At 63.2% G+C, this 18,248-nt stretch carries 20 protein-coding genes; 13 read left to right on the forward strand and 7 right to left on the reverse strand.

Annotated elements, in window-relative coordinates; translation table 11 throughout:
* Positions 1-92 precede the first annotated feature (92 nt).
* The 6 genes from GSQ76_RS29655 (at position 93) to GSQ76_RS29680 (ending at position 5,508) form a co-directional block, all read left to right on the forward strand.
* On the forward strand, positions 93-764 hold the full coding sequence (locus GSQ76_RS29655) for a LysR family transcriptional regulator (RefSeq protein ID WP_272482695.1): 672 nt from the start codon (positions 93-95) through the stop codon (positions 762-764).
* Entirely contained in the window at positions 692-844 is a 153-nt protein-coding gene (locus GSQ76_RS29660; protein ID WP_272482696.1) for an SDR family oxidoreductase, read from the forward strand. The genes GSQ76_RS29655 and GSQ76_RS29660 overlap by 73 nt, the downstream gene beginning before the upstream one ends.
* A gap of 333 nt (positions 845-1,177) precedes the next feature.
* A complete protein-coding gene (locus GSQ76_RS29665; protein WP_216851351.1) occupies positions 1,178-1,879 on the forward strand; it encodes an SDR family oxidoreductase in 702 nt (233 codons plus the stop codon).
* A gap of 328 nt (positions 1,880-2,207) precedes the next feature.
* Complete coding sequence (locus GSQ76_RS29670) at positions 2,208-3,536, forward strand: (Fe-S)-binding protein (RefSeq protein ID WP_158747690.1); 1,329 nt, start codon at positions 2,208-2,210, stop codon at positions 3,534-3,536.
* Positions 3,537-3,729: 193 nt separating this feature from the next.
* On the forward strand, positions 3,730-4,635 hold the full coding sequence (locus GSQ76_RS29675) for a LysR family transcriptional regulator (RefSeq protein WP_158747691.1): 906 nt from the start codon (positions 3,730-3,732) through the stop codon (positions 4,633-4,635).
* Positions 4,636-4,752: 117 nt separating this feature from the next.
* On the forward strand, positions 4,753-5,508 hold the full coding sequence (locus tag GSQ76_RS29680) for an SDR family NAD(P)-dependent oxidoreductase (protein WP_158747692.1): 756 nt from the start codon (positions 4,753-4,755) through the stop codon (positions 5,506-5,508).
* Positions 5,509-6,104: 596 nt separating this feature from the next.
* On the opposite strand, the gene GSQ76_RS29685 is transcribed toward GSQ76_RS29680, so the two are convergent.
* Positions 6,105-6,659: a chemotaxis protein CheB gene (locus GSQ76_RS29685; protein ID WP_158747693.1), complete on the reverse strand. Its 555-nt coding sequence runs from the start codon at positions 6,657-6,659 to the stop codon at positions 6,105-6,107.
* Positions 6,660-6,786: 127 nt separating this feature from the next.
* On the opposite strand from GSQ76_RS29685, the gene GSQ76_RS29690 reads away from it, so the two are divergent.
* Positions 6,787-6,999, forward strand: coding sequence for a hypothetical protein (locus GSQ76_RS29690; protein WP_158747694.1), 213 nt, complete (start codon positions 6,787-6,789; stop codon positions 6,997-6,999).
* A 573-nt stretch (positions 7,000-7,572) separates the two neighbouring features.
* On the opposite strand, the gene GSQ76_RS29695 is transcribed toward GSQ76_RS29690, so the two are convergent.
* Both GSQ76_RS29695 and GSQ76_RS29700 read right to left on the reverse strand, forming a co-directional pair.
* Positions 7,573-7,959, reverse strand: coding sequence for a response regulator (locus GSQ76_RS29695; protein WP_158747695.1), 387 nt, complete (start codon positions 7,957-7,959; stop codon positions 7,573-7,575).
* Positions 7,960-8,031: 72 nt separating this feature from the next.
* Positions 8,032-8,331, reverse strand: coding sequence for a GNAT family N-acetyltransferase (locus GSQ76_RS29700; protein ID WP_158747696.1), 300 nt, complete (start codon positions 8,329-8,331; stop codon positions 8,032-8,034).
* A 379-nt stretch (positions 8,332-8,710) separates the two neighbouring features.
* Here GSQ76_RS29700 and GSQ76_RS31495 point away from each other — a divergent pair, with 379 nt between their 5' ends.
* Together GSQ76_RS31495 and GSQ76_RS31500 are read left to right on the forward strand one after the other, a co-directional pair.
* Positions 8,711-9,544: a GAF domain-containing protein gene (locus GSQ76_RS31495; protein WP_216851352.1), complete on the forward strand. Its 834-nt coding sequence runs from the start codon at positions 8,711-8,713 to the stop codon at positions 9,542-9,544.
* 118 nt (positions 9,545-9,662) lie between these two features.
* Entirely contained in the window at positions 9,663-10,865 is a 1,203-nt protein-coding gene (locus tag GSQ76_RS31500) for a sensor histidine kinase (RefSeq protein ID WP_256367036.1), read from the forward strand.
* A gap of 1,094 nt (positions 10,866-11,959) precedes the next feature.
* Here the strand turns inward: GSQ76_RS31500 and GSQ76_RS32990 are convergent.
* Positions 11,960-12,070, reverse strand: a complete 111-nt coding sequence (locus GSQ76_RS32990) for an ArsB/NhaD family transporter (RefSeq protein ID WP_408837494.1) — start codon at positions 12,068-12,070, stop codon at positions 11,960-11,962.
* Positions 12,071-12,190: 120 nt separating this feature from the next.
* Between GSQ76_RS32990 and GSQ76_RS29715 the strand changes: the two genes are divergently transcribed.
* Together GSQ76_RS29715 and GSQ76_RS29720 are read left to right on the forward strand one after the other, a co-directional pair.
* The gene (locus GSQ76_RS29715) at positions 12,191-13,186 is read left to right on the forward strand and encodes an aldo/keto reductase (RefSeq protein WP_158747707.1); all 996 of its coding nucleotides are present in this window, start codon (positions 12,191-12,193) and stop codon (positions 13,184-13,186) included.
* Between the two features lie 72 nt (positions 13,187-13,258).
* Positions 13,259-14,503: a multidrug effflux MFS transporter gene (locus GSQ76_RS29720; RefSeq protein WP_158747697.1), complete on the forward strand. Its 1,245-nt coding sequence runs from the start codon at positions 13,259-13,261 to the stop codon at positions 14,501-14,503.
* A gap of 27 nt (positions 14,504-14,530) precedes the next feature.
* Here the strand turns inward: GSQ76_RS29720 and GSQ76_RS29725 are convergent, their stop codons facing one another.
* On the reverse strand, positions 14,531-15,337 hold the full coding sequence (locus GSQ76_RS29725; RefSeq protein WP_254070709.1) for an SDR family NAD(P)-dependent oxidoreductase: 807 nt from the start codon (positions 15,335-15,337) through the stop codon (positions 14,531-14,533).
* A complete protein-coding gene (locus GSQ76_RS29730) occupies positions 15,334-16,191 on the reverse strand; it encodes an aldo/keto reductase (RefSeq protein ID WP_158747699.1) in 858 nt (285 codons plus the stop codon). Before GSQ76_RS29730 ends, GSQ76_RS29725 begins: the two co-directional genes overlap by 4 nt.
* A gap of 110 nt (positions 16,192-16,301) precedes the next feature.
* Here GSQ76_RS29730 and GSQ76_RS29735 point away from each other — a divergent pair, with 110 nt between their 5' ends.
* Entirely contained in the window at positions 16,302-17,195 is an 894-nt protein-coding gene (locus tag GSQ76_RS29735) for a LysR family transcriptional regulator (RefSeq protein ID WP_158747700.1), read from the forward strand.
* The gene (locus tag GSQ76_RS29740) at positions 17,192-17,749 is read left to right on the forward strand and encodes an inorganic phosphate transporter (RefSeq protein ID WP_335904942.1); all 558 of its coding nucleotides are present in this window, start codon (positions 17,192-17,194) and stop codon (positions 17,747-17,749) included. The genes GSQ76_RS29735 and GSQ76_RS29740 overlap by 4 nt, the downstream gene beginning before the upstream one ends.
* Positions 17,750-17,751: 2 nt before the next feature.
* On the opposite strand, the gene GSQ76_RS29745 is transcribed toward GSQ76_RS29740, so the two are convergent.
* On the reverse strand, positions 17,752-18,248 hold a 497-nt coding region (locus GSQ76_RS29745), incomplete at its 5' end, for an EamA family transporter (RefSeq protein WP_158747701.1).

Below are 18,248 nucleotides of genomic sequence, written 5' to 3' on the forward strand. Positions count from 1 at the left end.
GCCTTTCCGTCAGGTTCCGCTTTTCGAGTGAAGCCTCCCTGTAGCAATAACTATAATTCCCCCGGAGAATAAACGTGGACAGATTTGCGGCTATGGAGGCGTTCGTCCGGGTTCTGGACACCGGTTCGTTCTCAGCGGCCGCTCGCCAACTCCATGTCGGGCAACCGGCTATTTCGAAGACGATCGCCCAGTTGGAGGACAGCCTCGGCGTGAAGCTGATGCTCCGCTCCACGCATGGCCTTGCGGCGACCGAAGCCGGGCAGCGGTACTACGAGAGGGCGAAGCGGGCCATCGAGGAGGCGGAGGAGGCCGACCTTGCCGCGCGAGGCGCAGGCAGTGGATTGGCGGGACGGTTACGGATCTGCGCGGCCGTGACGTTCGCCAGCCACCATGTCATCCCGCACTTGCCGACCTTCCTGGCGGCACACCCCGCGCTGGAGACCGAGGTGGTGATGGACGACCGCGCCATCGACCTCATCGAGGACGGCATCGACGTGGCCCTGCGCATGGGGGTGCTGCCGGACTCCAACCTTTCGGCACGGAAAATCGGCCACTGCCGTCGGCTCGTGGTCGGGACGCCTGCTTACTTCGCCCGGGCAGGAGAGCCGACCGCACCGGGCGATTTTCTCGGGCACGCGTCGAGACGGAAATGTTTCGCCGCGCCACGCCCGCTGGCAGCGAGGCCGAGCGTATCTTCCTCCAAAACATCCCGATGCGGCGATTGGCCAGGCCGGAGGAGATCGCCGCTGCGGTTGCCTTCATGATGTCGGAGGATGCCAGCTACATAACCGGGCAGACCTTGTTCGTCGACGGCGGCGGATCTATCGGAAAAGCCGCCGTTTGAGTGAAAGCCAGGCCGTCTCGCTGCCCGAGAAGCCATTGCCGAACGCTCTCGGTCGCCGCTGGCTGGCGCGGCCTGCGGAGAGTGACGACGTACGAGTCCAACGCGCCACGCATCGTCGGCTCGAAGGCTTGGACCAGCCGATCGGCCTTCAAATCCTCTTCCACCAGGAAGCGATTGCCTGGCGGCCGCCTCGAAGGCGCGCAGGGCGTTCAGCGCGGGCATACGAGGCTTGTTCATGCGATAGTTTTTATACTGGGATGACGCCGATTATCTTCATAGTCGTTCGCGGCCCAGCTTGCCATATCAGTCTTCGAACGAGCGAAGAGGCGAATCATGGGCGACAAGGTGGCTATCATCACGGCAGGCGGCAGCGGTATCGGCGCGGCAGCGGTCCGACGTCTTGCCTCCGACGGATACCAAGTCGCCGTTCTGTCTTCCTCCGGCAAGGGCGAGGCATTGGCAACTGAATTGGGCGGCCTGGGCATCACTGGGTCGAACCGGTCCAATGACGATCTCAAGCGCCTCGTCGATAGCACGATGTCGCGGTGGGGCCGGATCGACGTGCTGGTCAACAGCGCGGGCCACGGCCCACGCGCCCCCATCTTGGAGATAACGGACCAGCAATGGGGCGAGGGAATGGACGTCTACCTGATGAACGTGATCCGGTCGGTTCGCCTGGTCGCGCCTATCATGCAGGCGCAGAAAGGCGGCGCGATCGTCAACATCTCGACCGCTTGGGTATCCGAGCCGGACAGCATGTTCCCGACTTCGGCCATGTTCCGGGCCGCCCTTGCCGTTTACACCAAGATCTTCACCGACACCTTTGCAGCCGATGGCATCCGGATGAACAACGTGCTTCCCGGCTGGATCGACAGCCTACCCGCCACTGAGGAGCGGCGGCAGAGCGTCCCGCTGGGCCGCTACGGCACGGCCGACGAGGTCGCCGCGACAATTGCCTTCCTCGCGTCCGATGGTGCAGGTTACATCACCGGACAGAGCATCCGCGTCGACGGCGGTCTTACGCGTTCGGTTTGATTGAAGGCAGGCATCGCCCTACTCCACTGCTTCAGCGGATTGGGGCGGCGTCCTTCGTCTAGTCGACCAAGTGGCTGCTGCGGTCGCCTACGATCATCCTCATCCCGGGCACATCGTCGATGGCCGATCTCAGAAGAGAACGTGGTCACCCGAGCATCGAGCTAACCGACGGTGAGATGACAACCCTCGGCCAACGGACGCCGTGCATGGCGGGCGCCACAGCGGCTAGACTGCGCTCGTCATACGGCGCACCCTGCGCAGATTGCGCTTTATGGCCCTGAAGGCCAAGGCGCTAGTCCGGTAGACGTGAGCCGGATGGGAGATTTGGATGACACCAGCTTTACGTCGGGCCGCGTTCGGCGCGGCTCTCAACGGCCGGATCGCATCGGAGGTCCTCGACGCATGCCAGGCTTGCGGAGCCTGCGTCGACGCTTGTCCCATGGCGGTGCCCGGCGGGGTCGACACCGGCGATGCGCCCGGCGTGGTGCTGGGCGTGTTGGACCTGCTGCACGGCGGCGAAGGCACGCCGGATGCCCGGCGGTGGGCGCAGGTGTGCAGTGGGAGCGGCAAATGCATCCCCGCCTGCGATTACGGCGTCAATCCGAGGTTTATGATGTATCTGGCGCGCGCGACGCTGAAGCAACGTGCCGCCGGTGATGAGGTGGAGACAATCGCCGCGGCCGGATTCGCAGGGCTGGCGCGCGGGGTTAAGCTGCTCTCGCGCCTGCAACTGGCACCTGACGCGCTGGCGCGGATCAATCCTCCGCCGAAGCGGCGGGCGATAGCGGAACCGGCAATGGTGCCGGATGTGGTGTTCTATACCGGGTGCAACTTGCTGAAGACGCCGCATATCGCGCTGATCTGTCTGGACGTGCTCGATCGCCTGGAGGTCCGATACGAAGTGATGGGTGGCGTATCGCATTGCTGCGGCGTGATGCAACTCAACGCCGGGGATGTCACCGGCTCCAACAGGGTCGCCCTGAACTCCATCGACAAGCTAGCGGCACCGGGGGCCGAGCGGATACTGTCCTGGTGCCCGAGTTGCCAGATCCACTTCGGCGAGATCCACCTGCCCACGTACACAGCCGCCACCGGCGATAAGCCGTTCGATTTCGATCCATTCTATGGGTTCCTGGAGGAGCGGCTGGACGATTTGCGACCGCTGCTGCGGCATCGGGTCGAGAAGCGAGTGGCTCTGGATGAGCGCTCCGGGCACCCCGCAATCAATCGTGCGGTGCGGGCGGTCTTAGGGGCGATCCCCGGGCTGGAGTTGGTGGAGTTGGACGTCACCCGGGCGGGCGTGATGTCCAACAGCCTAACCGTGCTGCCGGACTTCAAGCGGCATTTACGGGAACAGGAGTTTGCGGCGGCGGAGGCAGCCGGGGTGACCACGTTGGCGACGGTATTCCACGCGTGCCACCGAGAGTTGGTCCAGTACAGCCCGGGAGTAACCTTCGAGATCATCAACGCGATCGAGTTGCTGGGCGAGAGCATGGGGATCCGGCACGCCGATCTCTACCAGCAGCTTGTGTTGCTGCAGGACGTTGACGCGATCATCGCCGAGAGTGCCGAGAGGGTGAACGAATACGACCTTCCATTGGACGACCTGCGCGATGTGGTGTTGCGCGAAATGGTGGGGAGTGCGGGGCGGTCCTAAGCAATCGCCGAATCTCCTTCTTATTCACTCCAGCAGCCGCAATTCGGAGCGAATTTGATAACCAGGCATCCGGGTAGCTTCGAACGAACGCTCCAATCGGCGCAGGGCGTTCCTTCTCCCTTCAATCAGGCGGAAAGCGGCGCCGTTCGGCTGCAAAAGGCTGCTTCGGGTACCTGGCGATTGGGGTTGAGCGATGACGAAGGGCTTTGAGTTCGATGCCCTAAAGGCACTGGGATGCATCGTCGAGAGGCGAAGCTTCGCCGCCGCGGCGAGGGAGATGCAGGTGTCCCGGTCCGCGCTGAGCGAGATGATCCGCAAACTCGAAGCCCGGCTTGGCGTGCAACTGCTCAACAGGACGACGAGGAGCGTCAGCCCTACCGAAGCCTGCATCGCGCTCTTGAGCCGGTTCGAGCCTGCCGCGGCAGAAATCGGTGCCGCCTTGGATAGTGCCCGCATGGAGGTCGGCCGGGTGTCGGGCACAGTTCGCGTCCATGCGCAGCGGCTCGGTTACGAGATGATTCTGCGACCGGCCATGGCTTCCTTCCTTGCGGAGAACCCAGAGGTCGCGCTGGACCTGAGCCTGGACGATGCGACAATCGACATCGTGGCCGGTGGGTTCGACGTTGGGATCCGGCTTGGAGAACTGCTGGACCAGGACGTGGTCGGCATACCAATGGGACCCGAGTTGCGCCAAGTGCCGGTCGCCTCTCCAGCCTACCTGGAGCGCCATGGCCGCCCAGTCGTTCCGAAGGACCTTCTGTCGCATCGGTGCGTCACGTTTCGATGGCCGGGTCGGGATGCCGTCTATGCTTGGGAGTTCCGCCAGCCAGACGGCGTTTGGTTTTCGGTCCCGGTAAGCGGCCCTCTGGTCTTGAATGACCAGCGGGCTGCCGTCGACGCCGCCGTTGCCGGGGTCGGAGTGGCTTTTTGGGTCGAAAGCGAACTTCGCCAGCTCATCGAAGCGGGCCAACTCGTCCCCCTGCTCGTCGATTGGTGCGGTGGTTTTCCCGGCTTCTCGTTGTTCTTCCCTCGCGGACGTCATCGTTCCGCAGCGATGCAGGCTCTCATCATCTCTCTGAGACGCCATTTCGAGCGCTGACCCGTCGCAGCGCAGGATTGTACGTCGAAAGCTGAACACGGCATGCGGGTTCCGGCGGCTTCTTGCGCGATGCCACCAGGCCCAAGTTCGGAACCTCGCAACTAAAAGGAATGCAGCATGACGGAAAACCTCGCTAACGAGATGGTCGGCAAAGTAGTGCTCGTCACCGGCGCTGCAACAGGCATCGGACGCGCCACCGCCGAACTTTTCCACTCCCGCGGTGCGTTCGTCATCGCCGAAGACATCAATCCAAAGGTTGAGGCGCTGGCGCGTAACGGCATCGTTCCCCTCGTCGCGGACGTGACGAAGGAGGAGAGCGCCGAGCGCGCCGTGGCCGTCGCCCGCGGCAAGTTCGGTCGACTGGATGTGCTGGTCAACAACGCGGGCATCATCATCAACAAACTGGTGGTAGACATGACCCTGGACGACTGGAATTCCATCCTCGCCGTCAACGCGACCGGCGCGTTCCTGCATGCCCGAGCGGCGATGCGAGCCATGATCCCGCAGGGCTCGGGCGCAATTGTCAACGTCGGCTCTTACGCCTGCTTCCAAGCTTTCCCGACCATCGCCGCCTACGCCGCCTCGAAGGGCGCCCTGGCCCAACTGACACGGGCGCTTGCCTTGGAGGCGATTGGACACGGAATTCGCGTGAACGCCGTCGGCTCGGGGGACGCGGTCACCAACATCCTCGACAAGGTCCATGCCGATGGCTTCGCCGCTCTGACCGAACATGGAAAAAGTGCGCCAATCGGTCGCGCCGCGCAGCCAGAGGAAATTGCCGAGGTCATCGCATTCCTGGCTTCGCCGCGGGCGAGCTACATCGTGGGTGCCGTCGTCATGGCCGATGGAGGCATGAGCGTCGGCGTGGGGTGACGTTACCGGTCCAAATGCAAGAACAGCCAAATTCTGCTGACTTTCGGCAACCGCCCGAGTGCGGCGCGGATACATTTTGACGTAGATGGTGGGACGGGACGGCCGTTTTCTAGCGGTTGTCCCTGTTTCCATATTGTCAGCGACGCCGCGCCTGTCTTCGCGAGGCGGTTCGCTTGGATGCCTCTAGCTCATTATTCCGCCGGTAAACTTCGGTCCGCCGAACGTTGACCCAGCGATTGTCTTCGCACAACCGCGAACCAGTCATCGGCCCGATGTCGTCGGGAACGCCCGGCTGCCCGCGTGCGCTTACTTGGGGGACCTGGCGGTTGATATCCCGGTTGTCGCGCGCCATGCTGCCTTTAAAGTCCGGCTGGATTGCGCCGGGAGCCACGACGTTGACGGCACTCCGTCGGCTTGCAAGCTCCAGATTGCTCGGCCGCTGAAAGATGGCCCACCCCCAAGATCCCGCCTCGGTAGTCATGCACGTCTTGTCGGTTCGGAGGACCGACTGCAATCCCCCGTCGACAGTGTCTCAGTTGGAAAAGCAAAGCGCGGCCTGGCGCGGTTTAGCGACGCCTGGTGGGCATCTGCGTGGCTCAACAGCAGAATGCTCGAACCCGCTGGGCGATATCCTCCACTGAGAGAACCTCGTCGGGATGATCGGCTGAGATGGCCCGAAGCGGCATGGATGGTCGCTCTGCATCGGATGGACGCTGAACCAGAGCGGTTCCACCTCTTTCCCTGACCCGGCGCAGGCCCAGAGCGCCGTCTCCGTCGCCGCCGCTGAGCACGATGCCGAGAACGCGCTCGCCGTAAAATTCCGCCGCCGAGACGAACAGCGGATCGGCAGCCGGTCGCATGTTGTGAACTTTGGGGCCGCGGTTCAGGCGGATGACGCCGGGTTCGAGCACCATATGGGTGTCCGGCGGCGCAACGTAGGTACGACCATCGGCGACCGCCTCACCATCCGACGGAAAACCGGTCGGCGGCCCGTTCCGGCGCGCGAGCAGCGACGGCAAGACGCTTCGCTTGGGTCCGATGTGAATGGCGAGGAACACGGACCCGGCGCAGCCGCGCGTTAGCGGCTCCAGGATCCGTCTGACCGGATGCAGGCTTCCCAACGAACCGGCGATGACCACGATTGCCGTCATGGGTTTCATGATGCCGTATTGTGTAAATCAATGCGAATCCGGGCCGTCCGGCCCGGCTTTCACTGGCGCGACGACCTGTCGAACGTCGTCCGGTGAAACCTCCAGACCGCTGGGCGTTTGACGCCGCATGGCTCGCGATATCACTCGATCTGTCTATCACGTCATTTACGACTCAGCCCGCTCCGATATGCGGGGTTGGTCGCGCCAGGCGCTAGGTGAACGTCTGGGCAAGCAGCTTGCGCGTAGGGACGGCGGCGAGGAGGTATGGGCCACCATCGACGCCATGACGGATCTTTTGGACGGCATCGCTCCGCCGGATCCGAATGGCCCCTCCATCTGACGGCCGGACTCGATGCGGTATCCAGTCACGCCGGACGGCAGGTATTTCTTGGTGCGCGGCCGATTGTGGCGCTGCACGAACCCGATGCTGGCTGCCGAACGCCGGACGTTGCTGACGTCCGAATTGATGGCTGCCCGGCGCGCCAAAGGGTCGGCCATGCGCGCAGGCGACGCAACTGCACGGGAAGCTGCTCGGCAACGCATCAACGACGCCAAGATCCAACTGGGAGAACGGGGACCGGTTTGGTGGACAGACGGTGAACCCGATTGCAATTGCCGTCTAGCACGCACCACGCCCTACGCGGAGTGGTTCGCCGGTTTAGAGCAGTAGATCGCGCGCTGCAGAAGCAAAGGATACTTTATGGTCTTGCGGGTAGGGAACGTCGGGAATGCATTGCTTTCTTTATCGTTGTCGGCAAGCTCCGGCGTAAGGGACTGCTGTTTCGAAGGCATCCCGGAGACGAGAATCGCGGCCAGCGGGGTAGATATCGCGGACAACGCGTCGCCAAATCGACTAGCAATCTTTATTGCGATACCGCAGAGGTTTAGCGTGTGGCCAAAATGCGGCGCCGTGTCAGGCGCGCGCCAGATGGCCCACATGGGTGACCAAGACATCTACATCGTAAGGTTTGGCCAGGAAACGCGATAGCGCCGGTAATTCGCCTACCTTCGGACTCGCCTTGCCGGACACCACCAGCAATCCGATCCAGGACCAATGAAGGCAAGCGTGATGAGCCAACGTGATGCCATCCATCTCACCTGGCATGTGGACGTCGGTGCAGAGGACGGCAATATCTCGCGCGTGCTTACCAAGATGCACCAGCGCCTCGGCGGCGTGTTCGGCCTCAATGACTTCGAATCCGGCAGCCGTCAGCGCGTCGGCAGCCGTCATCCGAATGAGGGCCTCATCCTCGACGATGAGGACGAGCGCACTCGCGACAGCGGGCGATCCGTTCGGCATTGGGTCCTTACGTCCGAGGCGAGCACGAGTTCACGGTCCACTAAAATAGCTTCGAGCACTTGCCGCCGGGGGCTAGGTCGCGTGGCGAAAGTAGAAAGCATCCTTAACCAGCGCCATGCCGATCCGCTCGTAGATGCCCACGGCCTCGGGCACGGAGATGAGGAGGACCGTGACATCGGCGCCAAGCTGCCGCCGGATTTCATCCATCAGGCCTTGCCCGACGCCGGACCCATGCAAAGAGGCGCAGACCGCGAGATCCGCCACGTAGCACGCCCAGGCGAAGTCCGTCCTGCACCTGGCGAAGCCGACCAGCGGCGCGCCGGGCACGGATAGGCGGGCGGTGACGATGAGGTTCGCCCCCTTCGACATCATGGGCGTTCAGGCCCGGCGGCTTACCGAAGACGGCACTTACGTGAGCCTGCCGACCTTCAAGGCCGAGGGGGCATCTTGTGGCCCGCCATCCGGCTGCCGGACGAAATGCGTGCACCTCTGGCCGATGCAGTGCTAGGCTTCCTCGTGGACGAAGGTTTGGCGCGGCGAAAATTCTAGCTGCCGAAATGGCTCAATTGGAGTCCCGCGCGCCCGCTGGCGCAAATTTCGGAATACGTGACACTACGCCAAAGCATGCAGTGGTATGGTATTGTTGCGGATCGGTTTACTATGGTAGCGTCCCCTACCGCTTGCCGATGACTCGGCCGTAAGCGGCTGAGAGCAGCGTGTGCTCCCGCCCTCGTGCGAGGAGACATGGTAGATGAGCCTGACGCTGACGCCGCTTCAAGTCACCGATTGCGACCGTGAACCGATTCACGCCCCGGGGTCCATCCAGCCCCACGGCATGATGCTGGTCGCGGACCGCTCCGATCTTCGCGTTCGCCATGTTGCCGGGGACGTCGAGCGGCACCTCGGCGGGGCGGACTGGCTTGGCAAGCCACTTAGCGCGATTTTAGGCGAGACGCTGATGAGCGAAGTCGCCGTCATGCGACCGGAGCATGGTGCCGACGGGTTCATCGGGCAACTTGCCACGCCGGGCGGCGAGATGCTGGATGTCACGGCCCACTCGACATCGTCTCACCTGGTCGTCGAGTTGGAGGCCGCTTCCACCGAAGGGCTGTCCGCTTCCATGGTGATCAACCGCCTGGCGACGGCCGCCGCGGGATTCGAGCGGGCAGCATCCCTTCCCGCCTTATGCGACCGAGCCGCAATCGAGTTCAGGCGCCTGACCGGGTTCGACCGGGTGATGATTTACCACCTCCTGGACGAGACCGCGGGCAAGGTGCTCGCCGAGGACCGTCGCGACGACATGCGTGCCTTTGCCAATCACCACTTTCCCGCTTCGGACATTCCCGCCCAGGCGCGTGCGCTTTACCTGCGTAATGTCGTGCGGGTCATTCCGGATGCCACCTACCAGCCCGTGCTGTTGAGACCGACCTGGCCCGGCGGGGACGACCTGGACATGAGCGACTGCCATCTCCGCAGCGTCTCGCCGGTGCATCTCGTCTACCTGCAGAACATGGGCGTCGTCGCGTCGGCATCGTTCTCGATCGTCAAAGACGGCCTGCTTTTGGGGACTTGTCGCCTGTCATAACGAAACACCCAAGCTGCTCACCTATGACGTCCGAACGGCTTGCCGGTCGCTGGCGGGCAGCCTCGGGCGCTGGATCAAGGCGAAGGAGGAGGCGGAAGGCCTTCGGCAGAGGCTTCGATTGCGGGGGTTCGAAGACGATACCGTAGCCCTCCTGTCTCGCGAGGGATCGTTGGACAAAGCTCTGGCCAACCACCTGGCAGAGATTTGCCGGATGATGGGGGGGGCTGGCATCGCGGTGCTACGCGGGCGCGAATTGGTCGTGCACGGCAAATGTCCACCCGAGGCTGACATTCTCGCCCTGGCTGAGTGGCTGGCCGCTCGCAGTCTCGAACCAGTCTATTCGACGGCTTGTCTGTCGGCTGTCTACGCCCCGGCCACCGAGTTTCGGACGACGGCGAGTGGCGTGTTGGCTCTAACCCTTTCGGCGGAAGAGCCGTGGCTGTTGGTGTGGTTCCGCCCCGAGCAATTGGAAGTCATCAAATGGGCTGGACATCCGCACCAGCCGACCGAAGCCGAGCCGAAGCCCCTAAGTCCCCGCGCCTCCTTCGATGCGTGGTCCGAGACCGTCCACGGCAGGTCTCAGGATTGGTCCCCGTCAAAGGTGGCGGCCGCCACGCGCTTGCGAGCGGCACTGCTGGAAGTCCAACAGGCACGACGCATGCGCGATCTGAACCACCAACTGACGGCGATCCTGAGGGACAAGGATATCTTGCTGACACAAAAGGAATTCCTCATTACGGAGGTCAATCACCGAACGCAAAACTCGCTGCAACTTGTCAGCAGCTTCCTGTCCGTCCAAGCACGCGGATCGGACAACCCCCAATTGACGGGAGCGCTGGATGAAGCTCGGCGGCGCCTCACCGCCGTCGCGTTGGTGCACCGGAGGCTTTACCGAGGCGACCAAGTCGACGTCGTGGATCTCGCCCGCTACATCGAAGAACTCTGCGAGGACACGTTTTCCTTCATGGGAGCCGATTGGAAACGGCATCTGACGCTGGCGCTCACTCCGATCCGGGTGTCCGCCGATCAGGCAATACCTCTCGGTCTGATCCTCACCGAACTCCTCATCAACGCCAACAAATATGCTTACGCGGGGGCCGCCGGGCCGATCGAAGTCAGCCTGACCGAGGACCGCACCCATGTCCACCTAGCCGTGGCCGACCGCGGGCCTGGCATGCTGACGAAGGCGGAAGGCTTCGGGTCACGGATCATGTCGGCCCTTGTCAAGCAACTCGGTGGGACGCTCACGGACGAGAACACCTCGCCCGGCCTGCGGGTCGTACTCGCCGTGCCCATTCGGACCATGACATCGGTCATGTGAGGAATGGCGGTCGAAGGGAGGCAAATGCCAGGCTGCCATCGGCGTGACCCGATTGCTTTTGGAAGTTCCGCGCTACGCGTCGGCTAAAGTGCAATTACTTGGCGAAACGCCCGTTCGGCTCCTGATTGTCCAAAGAGGAAGATTCGGCAACCTAGCGAGCGGCGCATCCTCGACATAGTTGGGGACGGCCAAGGTTTGAGTTCGAACGGGTTTCTCCGGGCGCCTGGGTGTTCCGCCCCGAAGTGACTTCACCGCAGGACCGGCTGCAAGCTTTGCCGCAATCTCAGGTTCTGCTGTAGCGTGGCTCGGAGCTAACATGGGTAGATCGGCAAGTCGCCTCTGGCTGCCCGCAATGGCGGCCGCCGTTTCATCGGAAACGGCCCGCCAAAAGCTCGTGCCCGCGATGTCCTGTCTTTCAACACAATCGGCGACTTTGATAAGTGCTTCGGCCAAAGCGCCACAACGATGCTTGACTATCAAATGCGCCGCGTGAGCGACCGCGCCAAATTTCCGAGATGATTGAGGCCCGTCATGAAGACCTCCCAATGTAAATGACTAAATACGCGGCTGTTACGAGGTTTTACCTAGCGCATACATTTGCAATATACCTCAACCAACCTCCCGTGATACTGGTGGGGAATGACGCGTCGCGTCTTCACGGCTTGGACCTCCGGTCGGCGCCTGATGAGGAAGAACGTCTGCGGCTCTAATGAACATCGTTGGATGAGTGGCAGCCGAGCCTCCGAATCAACCGGAAGCGAGCGACGGTCTTCGGTCGTCGACTTTAGCAGAATTGCCGTGATCGAAGTCGTCCGGCTATGTCGATGGTCACATCGCTCCCGGTAGCTTATTCGCCGCCTTCCGCTGGCCGTAGCGGTCCACCAGGTAGTCCATCCGGTCTCGAAGGAGTCACGTTAGCCGAAGCAAGCCCACGCTTGGCCGGGTTGGAAGCTTGCGGCAGATCGGCGCGCAGGGCTGGCATCGCGTCTGTCATCGCATACATCCGCAAGCGGAGCCGAGCAGGGAGAGCCACAGAACGAGCGCCAACAACACGACCAGGAGCACCGGCGACGTTATGGCCAAGGCGACCCGCATTAATGGCCCCAAGAGGTCTGGATGCCCTTGGCGGACAGCTTGTGCAGCCACAGCAGCGTGGCCGACGAACCACTGGGCGCGAACGAGTCGCGGGACCTGCACCCGCCCATTGATGAACCCAGGGTATAGCTTCATGCCGTTTATGCCGCCTAATCCATAAAGCACGGGAGGCATATCTTCTGCCCATCGCAGTGGCATCCTCCACCGGAGGAAAACCCAAGGACTTGGACATGCAAAAACGAACACTCGGACGCAGTGGCCTGGAAGTCTCGGCCATTGGTTTCGGCTGCATGGGTCTGAATTTTTCCTATTCCCATGCCCTAAGCACCTCCGAGTCCGTCGCGCTCATCCGCGCCGCCGTGGATCGCGGTGTCACGCTGTTCGACACGGCTGAGGTCTATGGACCCTGGACCAACGAGGAAATCGTTGGCGAGGCATTGGCGCCGGTCCGCGACCGAGTTGTCATCGCCACCAAGTTCGGCTTCGCGCTGGATCCGGCAACCGGCAAGAACGGCGGCCTGAACAGCCGCCCCGAAAACATCCGCGCCGTAGCGGAAGCCTCGCTCAAGCGTCTCGGCATCGAGGTCATCGACCTGCTCTACCAGCATCGCGTCGATCCGGCGGTGCCGATCGAGGACGTGGCCGGTGCGGTGAAAGACCTCATCGCAGAGGGTAAGGTAAAACACCTCGGCCTGTCCGAGCCGGGCGCGCACACCGTTCGCCGGGCGCATGCGGTGCAGCCCGTAACCGCATTGCAAAACGAGTATTCGCTGTGGACGCGAGGTGTGGAGACCAACGGCATCCTTGATGCTTGCGAGGAGCTTGGCATTGGTTTGGTGGCCTACAGTCCGCTTGGCAAGGGATTCCTGACCGGCGCAATGACGGCGGACACCAAGATCGGAGACGGCGACTTTCGCGCCGCACTGCCACGGTTCACGTCCGAAGCAATGGCGGCGAACCAATCTGTAATCGACTTGTTGAAACGCATTGCAAGCGAGAAAAAAGCTACGCCCGCGCAGATCGCGCTCGCCTGGCTGCTAGCCCGCAAGCCCTGGATCGTGCCGATTCCCGGCACTACCAAGCTGCACCGCCTGGAAGAGAACCTTGCGGCGACCGATGTCGAATTGACGGAAGCAGACTTGGCTGAGATCGAGACCGCCGCGTCCGCCATCAAGATCGAGGGCGAGCGCTACCCGGCGCATCTGATGGCGACCACGGGCCGCTAGCCGGTCCGAATGGGTCCGCGTGTCCCAGCACGCGGGCCGACCCTTTTCCGACGGCGGACGGAGGCCAAAGATATGACAACCGAAACTCTCCGCGCGGGAGCGACTGCCGCATCGGCCGCGCATCATGGCATTCGCGTGCTCGCCATCCTGAGCGCCCTGATGGGATTCGCTTCGATCTCGACCGACTTCTACCTTCCAGCCATGCCAACGATGGCTGCCGCGCTCCATACGGACGCTGGAACTATTGGACTGACGATCTCGGGTTATCTCGTTGGGTTCAGCGCAGGCCAGTTGCTCTGGGGACCAGTCAGCGACCGCTACGGCAGGCGTGCGCCGATCTGGGTTGGGCTGCTCCTCTTCGTCATCGGCTCCGTCGGATGCGCGCTGTCCGGCAGCGCTTGGACCATGATTTGGTGGCGAGTCGTCCAGGCGGGTGGCGCGTCCGCAGGCGTGGTGCTGTCCAGAGCGATGGTGCGAGACCTCTACGTCGGCAACAGCGCGGCGAAGATGCTGTCCACACTGATCACGGTGATGGCCATTGCACCCCTACTCGGACCCATCCTGGGCGCCCACATAATGGCGCTGGCGGGTTGGCGGGCAATCTTCTGGACCCTAGTCGGCGTCGGCCTGCTGACGCTCGTCTCTTTGGTCTACCTCCCCGAGACATTGCCTGCGGCGCGACGCAACACGGAGCCGCTGACGGGTGCGTTGGTCCGCTACGCAAACCTTCTACGAAATCGGTCGCTGCTCGGCTATGCCGGAGCCAGAGGATTGTTCTACGGGGCGATGTTTGCCTATGTCGCGGGAACACCGTTCGCTTACATCACCTTCCATCACGTCCCGGCCCAACTCTACGGTCTGCTTTTCGGGGCCGGGATCGTGGGCATCATGGCCACCAACACGCTCAATGGCCGCCTCGTCATGCGGTTCGGCGGCGACTGGCTGATGGTTCGGGGGACTGCTGCTGCGGCACTCTTCGGTTCGGCCGCAGCGGTCGCCGCCTGGACCGGCTGGGGCGGGCTGGCAGGCTTGGCAGTGCCACTCTTCCTGTTCGTATCCACGACCGGCTTCATCGTCGCGAACTCCATCGCTGGAGCTATGGCCGGTTTTCCCGAGCGGGCGGGTGCCGTGTCGGCGTTGGTGGGCGCCATGCAATACGGCAGCGGCATGGTTTGCTCGGCGCTGGTCGCCGCCTTCGTTGACGGAACCCCGCGGTCTCTGGGTTTGGTCGTGGCGCTCGCCGCCCTCGGCAGCTTCCTGTGCGCTTGGCTGCTGGTGCCGTCTCATTCCCGGATCACCGCCGGGCACCAACGGTGACCACGCCTCCGCAACCGCGACCCGCCGTCAGTCCACCGAGGCGGTGAACCCACCATCCACCGTCATGACGATCCCGTTCACGTAGTCGGATTCCCGGGACGCGAGGAAGATTGCCGGTCCGGTCCGGTCCGCGTGATCGCCCCTGCGCCGAAGGGGAATGGCCGCGAGCTTGCGCCGCGTTTCCTCCGGCGTCGCGGGAGCGCTCTTGGCCATCGGCGTCTCGATGAAACCCGGCGCGATGGCGTTTGCGTAAATCCCATGCGGCCCCAATTCCACCGCCGCCGTCTGCATGAGCGAGATGATACCCGCCTTGGACGCACCGTATGCCCCGCGGTTGACCCGAGCCTGGGCGCCCAAGATGGACGTGACGTTGACGATTTTGCCGTGCCCTCGTTCGACCATGACACGAGCGGCCGCCCGCAAGCACAGGAACTGACCGCGCAGGTTCACAGCGAGGATGCGATCCCATTGCTCGACTGTAGTGTCCAGCAATGATGCTGGGATGGTAATACCGGCCCCGTTGAACAACACGTCCACCGTGCCGAACGCCGCGAGCGTGGCGGCCACCATGGCATCGACTTCCACAGCGTCGGACACGTCGGTTCGGACCGCCAGCCCTCGGCGACCTACCGCTTCGAGGCGGCGCACCGTGTCATTCGCCCCTTCCAGGTCGTTGTCCACGACAACCACCTGGGCGCCCTCCCGAGCATATGCCAGGCAAACACCGCGTCCGATGCCGGAACCGCCGCCCGTCACTATGGCGACTTTATCTTCGAGTCTCGTGGGTTCGGTCCTGTATCCGGGTGGCTTCAATCCTGGTGGGCAGGACGTCATTCGGCGTCTTCCGCCTTGTAGACGTCCACGGTCAGCCGAGGCAGTGCCGCGAGGTCGATCGACGGCTCCCACTCGTCGGCGATGCGGGCATTGCGGTCCACCTCGTGCGGCCAACGCATGCCGACCAATGCCGAATGCACGCGCGAGTCGGAGAGCACGAACTTCAAAGCAACCTCGTATAGGTCGCGGGCATCTTGCCATTCCGGCGCCAGATACTGCGCCGCTCGCTGGAACACGCCCGACGTCATCGTCCGCATCGTCACGACGCCCGCGTTCGCTTTGGCGGCTTCAACCAGAAAGTGCCGGGAAGCCGACTGGTAGATGATGTTGTAGGCGATCTGGAACACGTCGAACTCGCCCTGCGCCAAGAAGGGCAAGACCGTCCACGGCTCTTCGGTGGTGATGCCGATGAAACCAATCTTGCCTTGCTCCTTCAGCTTGCGGAGGGCGTCCAGTGGTCCGCCGTTCACGATGTGCTCGTAATCGGCCGCGGTGTACATTCGGCCATGGACTTGCAGGACATCGATGCGGTCCGTCTGCAAGCGCTTGAGGCTCTCGTGGACGCTGTCCAGCACGCCCTGCCGGTCCTTCTCGAACCACACTTTCGACGCGAGCACGCACTCATCTCGCCGTGTGCGCATGACCTCGCCCACCAGAGACTCGCTGTTGCCGTTGCCGTAAAGCGGGGCGGTGTCGATGTAGGTGACTCCGGCGTCGAGCGCATGGTTAAGCGTGGCGATTGCCGTTTTGCGGCCCTCGCTCGACCAAGGATCCCAACCATTCGCCTTGTTCACGTAGCCGAACGAAGCGCCTCCCAGCGCCACTGCCGAGACCTGCAGGCCCGTGCGGCCCAATGCCCTCGTCTTCATGTCCGATCCCCAGCTTTGCAGAACAGAGTCTACGAGTGGTCGCCTTCCGCCATTAGATGCTACAATCGGCATGAAGCTATATCCGGGGTTCATCAATGCGTCGCGAGGAGCTAATCGACTTGAACGCCTTCCTCGTCGTCGCCGAAGAGGAGAGCTTCACGAAGGCGGCAGCCAAGCTGGGAACGTCGCAGTCGGCCTTGAGCTACACGCTCAGGCGGCTGGAGACGCGCCTGGGCGTTCGGCTGCTGACCCGGACTACCCGCCGGGTTTCCCCAACCGAGGCGGGCGAGCGGCTCATGAAGACGCTCGGACCGGCCTTGGAGGACATCGCGGCGGAATTGGCATCCATCGGCGGCCTGCGCGACAAACCAGGCGGCACGATCCGCATCACCACCTCCGAACACGCGGCGAACACCGTGCTATGGCCGGTGCTGGAAAGGCTGCTGCCGGAGTATCCGGACGTGCACGTCGAACTCGGGATCGATTCCGGGCTGACCGACATCGTGGCGGAGCGATACGACGCCGGTGTCCGCCTTGGCGAATCCGTCGCCAAAGACATGGTGGCAGTGCGCATTGGCCCCGACCTGAGGATGGCGGTCGTAGGATCTCCCGCTTACTTCGCGGAGCGGAAGAAGCCCAAAACGCCTCAAGACTTGGCCGATCACCAGTGCATCAACCTGCGCCTGTCGACCGCCGGTGGCCTGTATGCCTGGGAACTGGAGAAGAACGGCCGTGCGTTGAAGGTCCGGGTGGAGGGGCAGTTGGCATTCAACAACGCGAACCAAATTGTTCGCGCCGCTACTGCCGGGTTCGGGTTGGGCTGCGTCCTGGATGACCACGTGGAGGAGGCGGTGCAAGACGGGCGTTTGGTGCGGGTGCTGCAGGACTGGTGCCCGCCATTCGCGGGCTACCATCTTTACTATCCCAACCGCCGCCAGCCCTCGGCGGCCTTCGCCCTGATGGTGGATGCACTCCGCTATCGTTCGTGACCGTCGGCCAGGCCGAAACGCTACCTCACTGCATCCCGAACAAAGACGCCTCGGACCGCCGTTTTCGCGTGCTCCAGTTCGTGTCCTCGTCGCTGCTGAGCTTGGCGCACGGCGGCAACGACGCCCAAATAACCATGGGCATCATCACCGTGCTGCTCTACTCGCAGCACATGCTGGACGGCCCGATCCACGTGCCGCTTTGGGTCGTGCTGAGTTGCCAGAGCGCCATGGCGTTGGGCACGTTGAGCGGCGGCTGGCGCATCGTGAAAACCGTCGGCTCCAAAATCACCCACTTGACGCCGATGCAGGGATTCTGCGCCGAGACGGGTGGTGCCGTTGCACTGTTCGGCGCGACCTGGCTGGGCATCCCCGTCTCGACCACCCATACCATCACCGGTTCGATCGTCGGCGTCGGAGCCGCTCGCCGCCCCAGCGCAGTGCGGTGGGGCATTGCGCGCGGCATCGTCGTCGCGTGGGGCATTACCCTGCCAGCCTCCGCCGCCGTCGCCGCCATTTGCTACTGGATCGTGGAAGCCGTAGCGCGCTGGACCTAGAGTCAAAAGGCGAGGCACGCCGCTCCCGCCGCGATGGCGCCGCAGGAGGCAATGCGACGTGCGGACAACTTCTCCTGCAGGAACATTCGGCCAATTAGGGCCGCCCAGACCACGCTGGTCTCCCGAAGCGCCGACACCACGCCCATGGCGTCGAACTGCATGGCCCAGATGACGATGCCGTAGGCCAGGATAGATACCAGTCCGCCCGTCAAGGCCATCGCCGTTTGGGTTCGGGTGTAGGTCGGCGGCTTGCCGCGCATCGCATAGAAGATGGCGGGCATCGTGATGCTCCACAGCAGGAACATGGTGTTCGTGTAGGCGGTGCTGTTACCCGACAGCCTTACCCCGATGCCGTCGACGACGGTGTAGGCGCCGATCAGGACGCCGGTGGTGAACGCGGCAGGCAGGAAGTCCGCACGGACCTTTGTACCCTGGAACGCGAGCGAGATGATCCCGCCGGACACGAGCGCAATGCCGCAGCAGGCCACAACACCAAGCG

The organism is Acidisphaera sp. L21, assembly GCF_009765685.1.
GTDB lineage: Bacteria > Pseudomonadota > Alphaproteobacteria > Acetobacterales > Acetobacteraceae > LMUY01.

Excerpts from the sequence above, each read along its gene's own strand:
- GSQ76_RS29655 (WP_272482695.1), top strand. The coding sequence starts at position 93 with ATGGAGGCGTTCGTCCGGGTTCTGGACACCGGTTCGTTCTCAGCGGCC.
- GSQ76_RS29665 (WP_216851351.1), top strand. The coding sequence starts at position 1,178 with ATGGGCGACAAGGTGGCTATCATCACGGCAGGCGGCAGCGGTATCGGC.
- GSQ76_RS29670 (WP_158747690.1), top strand. The coding sequence starts at position 2,208 with ATGACACCAGCTTTACGTCGGGCCGCGTTCGGCGCGGCTCTCAACGGC.
- GSQ76_RS29675 (WP_158747691.1), top strand. The coding sequence starts at position 3,730 with ATGACGAAGGGCTTTGAGTTCGATGCCCTAAAGGCACTGGGATGCATC.
- GSQ76_RS29680 (WP_158747692.1), top strand. The coding sequence starts at position 4,753 with ATGACGGAAAACCTCGCTAACGAGATGGTCGGCAAAGTAGTGCTCGTC.
- GSQ76_RS29685 (WP_158747693.1), bottom strand. The coding sequence starts at position 6,659 with ATGACGGCAATCGTGGTCATCGCCGGTTCGTTGGGAAGCCTGCATCCG.
- GSQ76_RS29690 (WP_158747694.1), top strand. The coding sequence starts at position 6,787 with ATGGCTCGCGATATCACTCGATCTGTCTATCACGTCATTTACGACTCA.
- GSQ76_RS29695 (WP_158747695.1), bottom strand. The coding sequence starts at position 7,959 with ATGCCGAACGGATCGCCCGCTGTCGCGAGTGCGCTCGTCCTCATCGTC.
- GSQ76_RS29700 (WP_158747696.1), bottom strand. The coding sequence starts at position 8,331 with ATGATGTCGAAGGGGGCGAACCTCATCGTCACCGCCCGCCTATCCGTG.
- GSQ76_RS31495 (WP_216851352.1), top strand. The coding sequence starts at position 8,711 with ATGAGCCTGACGCTGACGCCGCTTCAAGTCACCGATTGCGACCGTGAA.
- GSQ76_RS32990 (WP_408837494.1), bottom strand. The coding sequence starts at position 12,070 with ATGGGCGGGTGCAGGTCCCGCGACTCGTTCGCGCCCAGTGGTTCGTCG.
- GSQ76_RS29715 (WP_158747707.1), top strand. The coding sequence starts at position 12,191 with ATGCAAAAACGAACACTCGGACGCAGTGGCCTGGAAGTCTCGGCCATT.
- GSQ76_RS29720 (WP_158747697.1), top strand. The coding sequence starts at position 13,259 with ATGACAACCGAAACTCTCCGCGCGGGAGCGACTGCCGCATCGGCCGCG.
- GSQ76_RS29725 (WP_254070709.1), bottom strand. The coding sequence starts at position 15,337 with ATGACGTCCTGCCCACCAGGATTGAAGCCACCCGGATACAGGACCGAA.
- GSQ76_RS29735 (WP_158747700.1), top strand. The coding sequence starts at position 16,302 with ATGCGTCGCGAGGAGCTAATCGACTTGAACGCCTTCCTCGTCGTCGCC.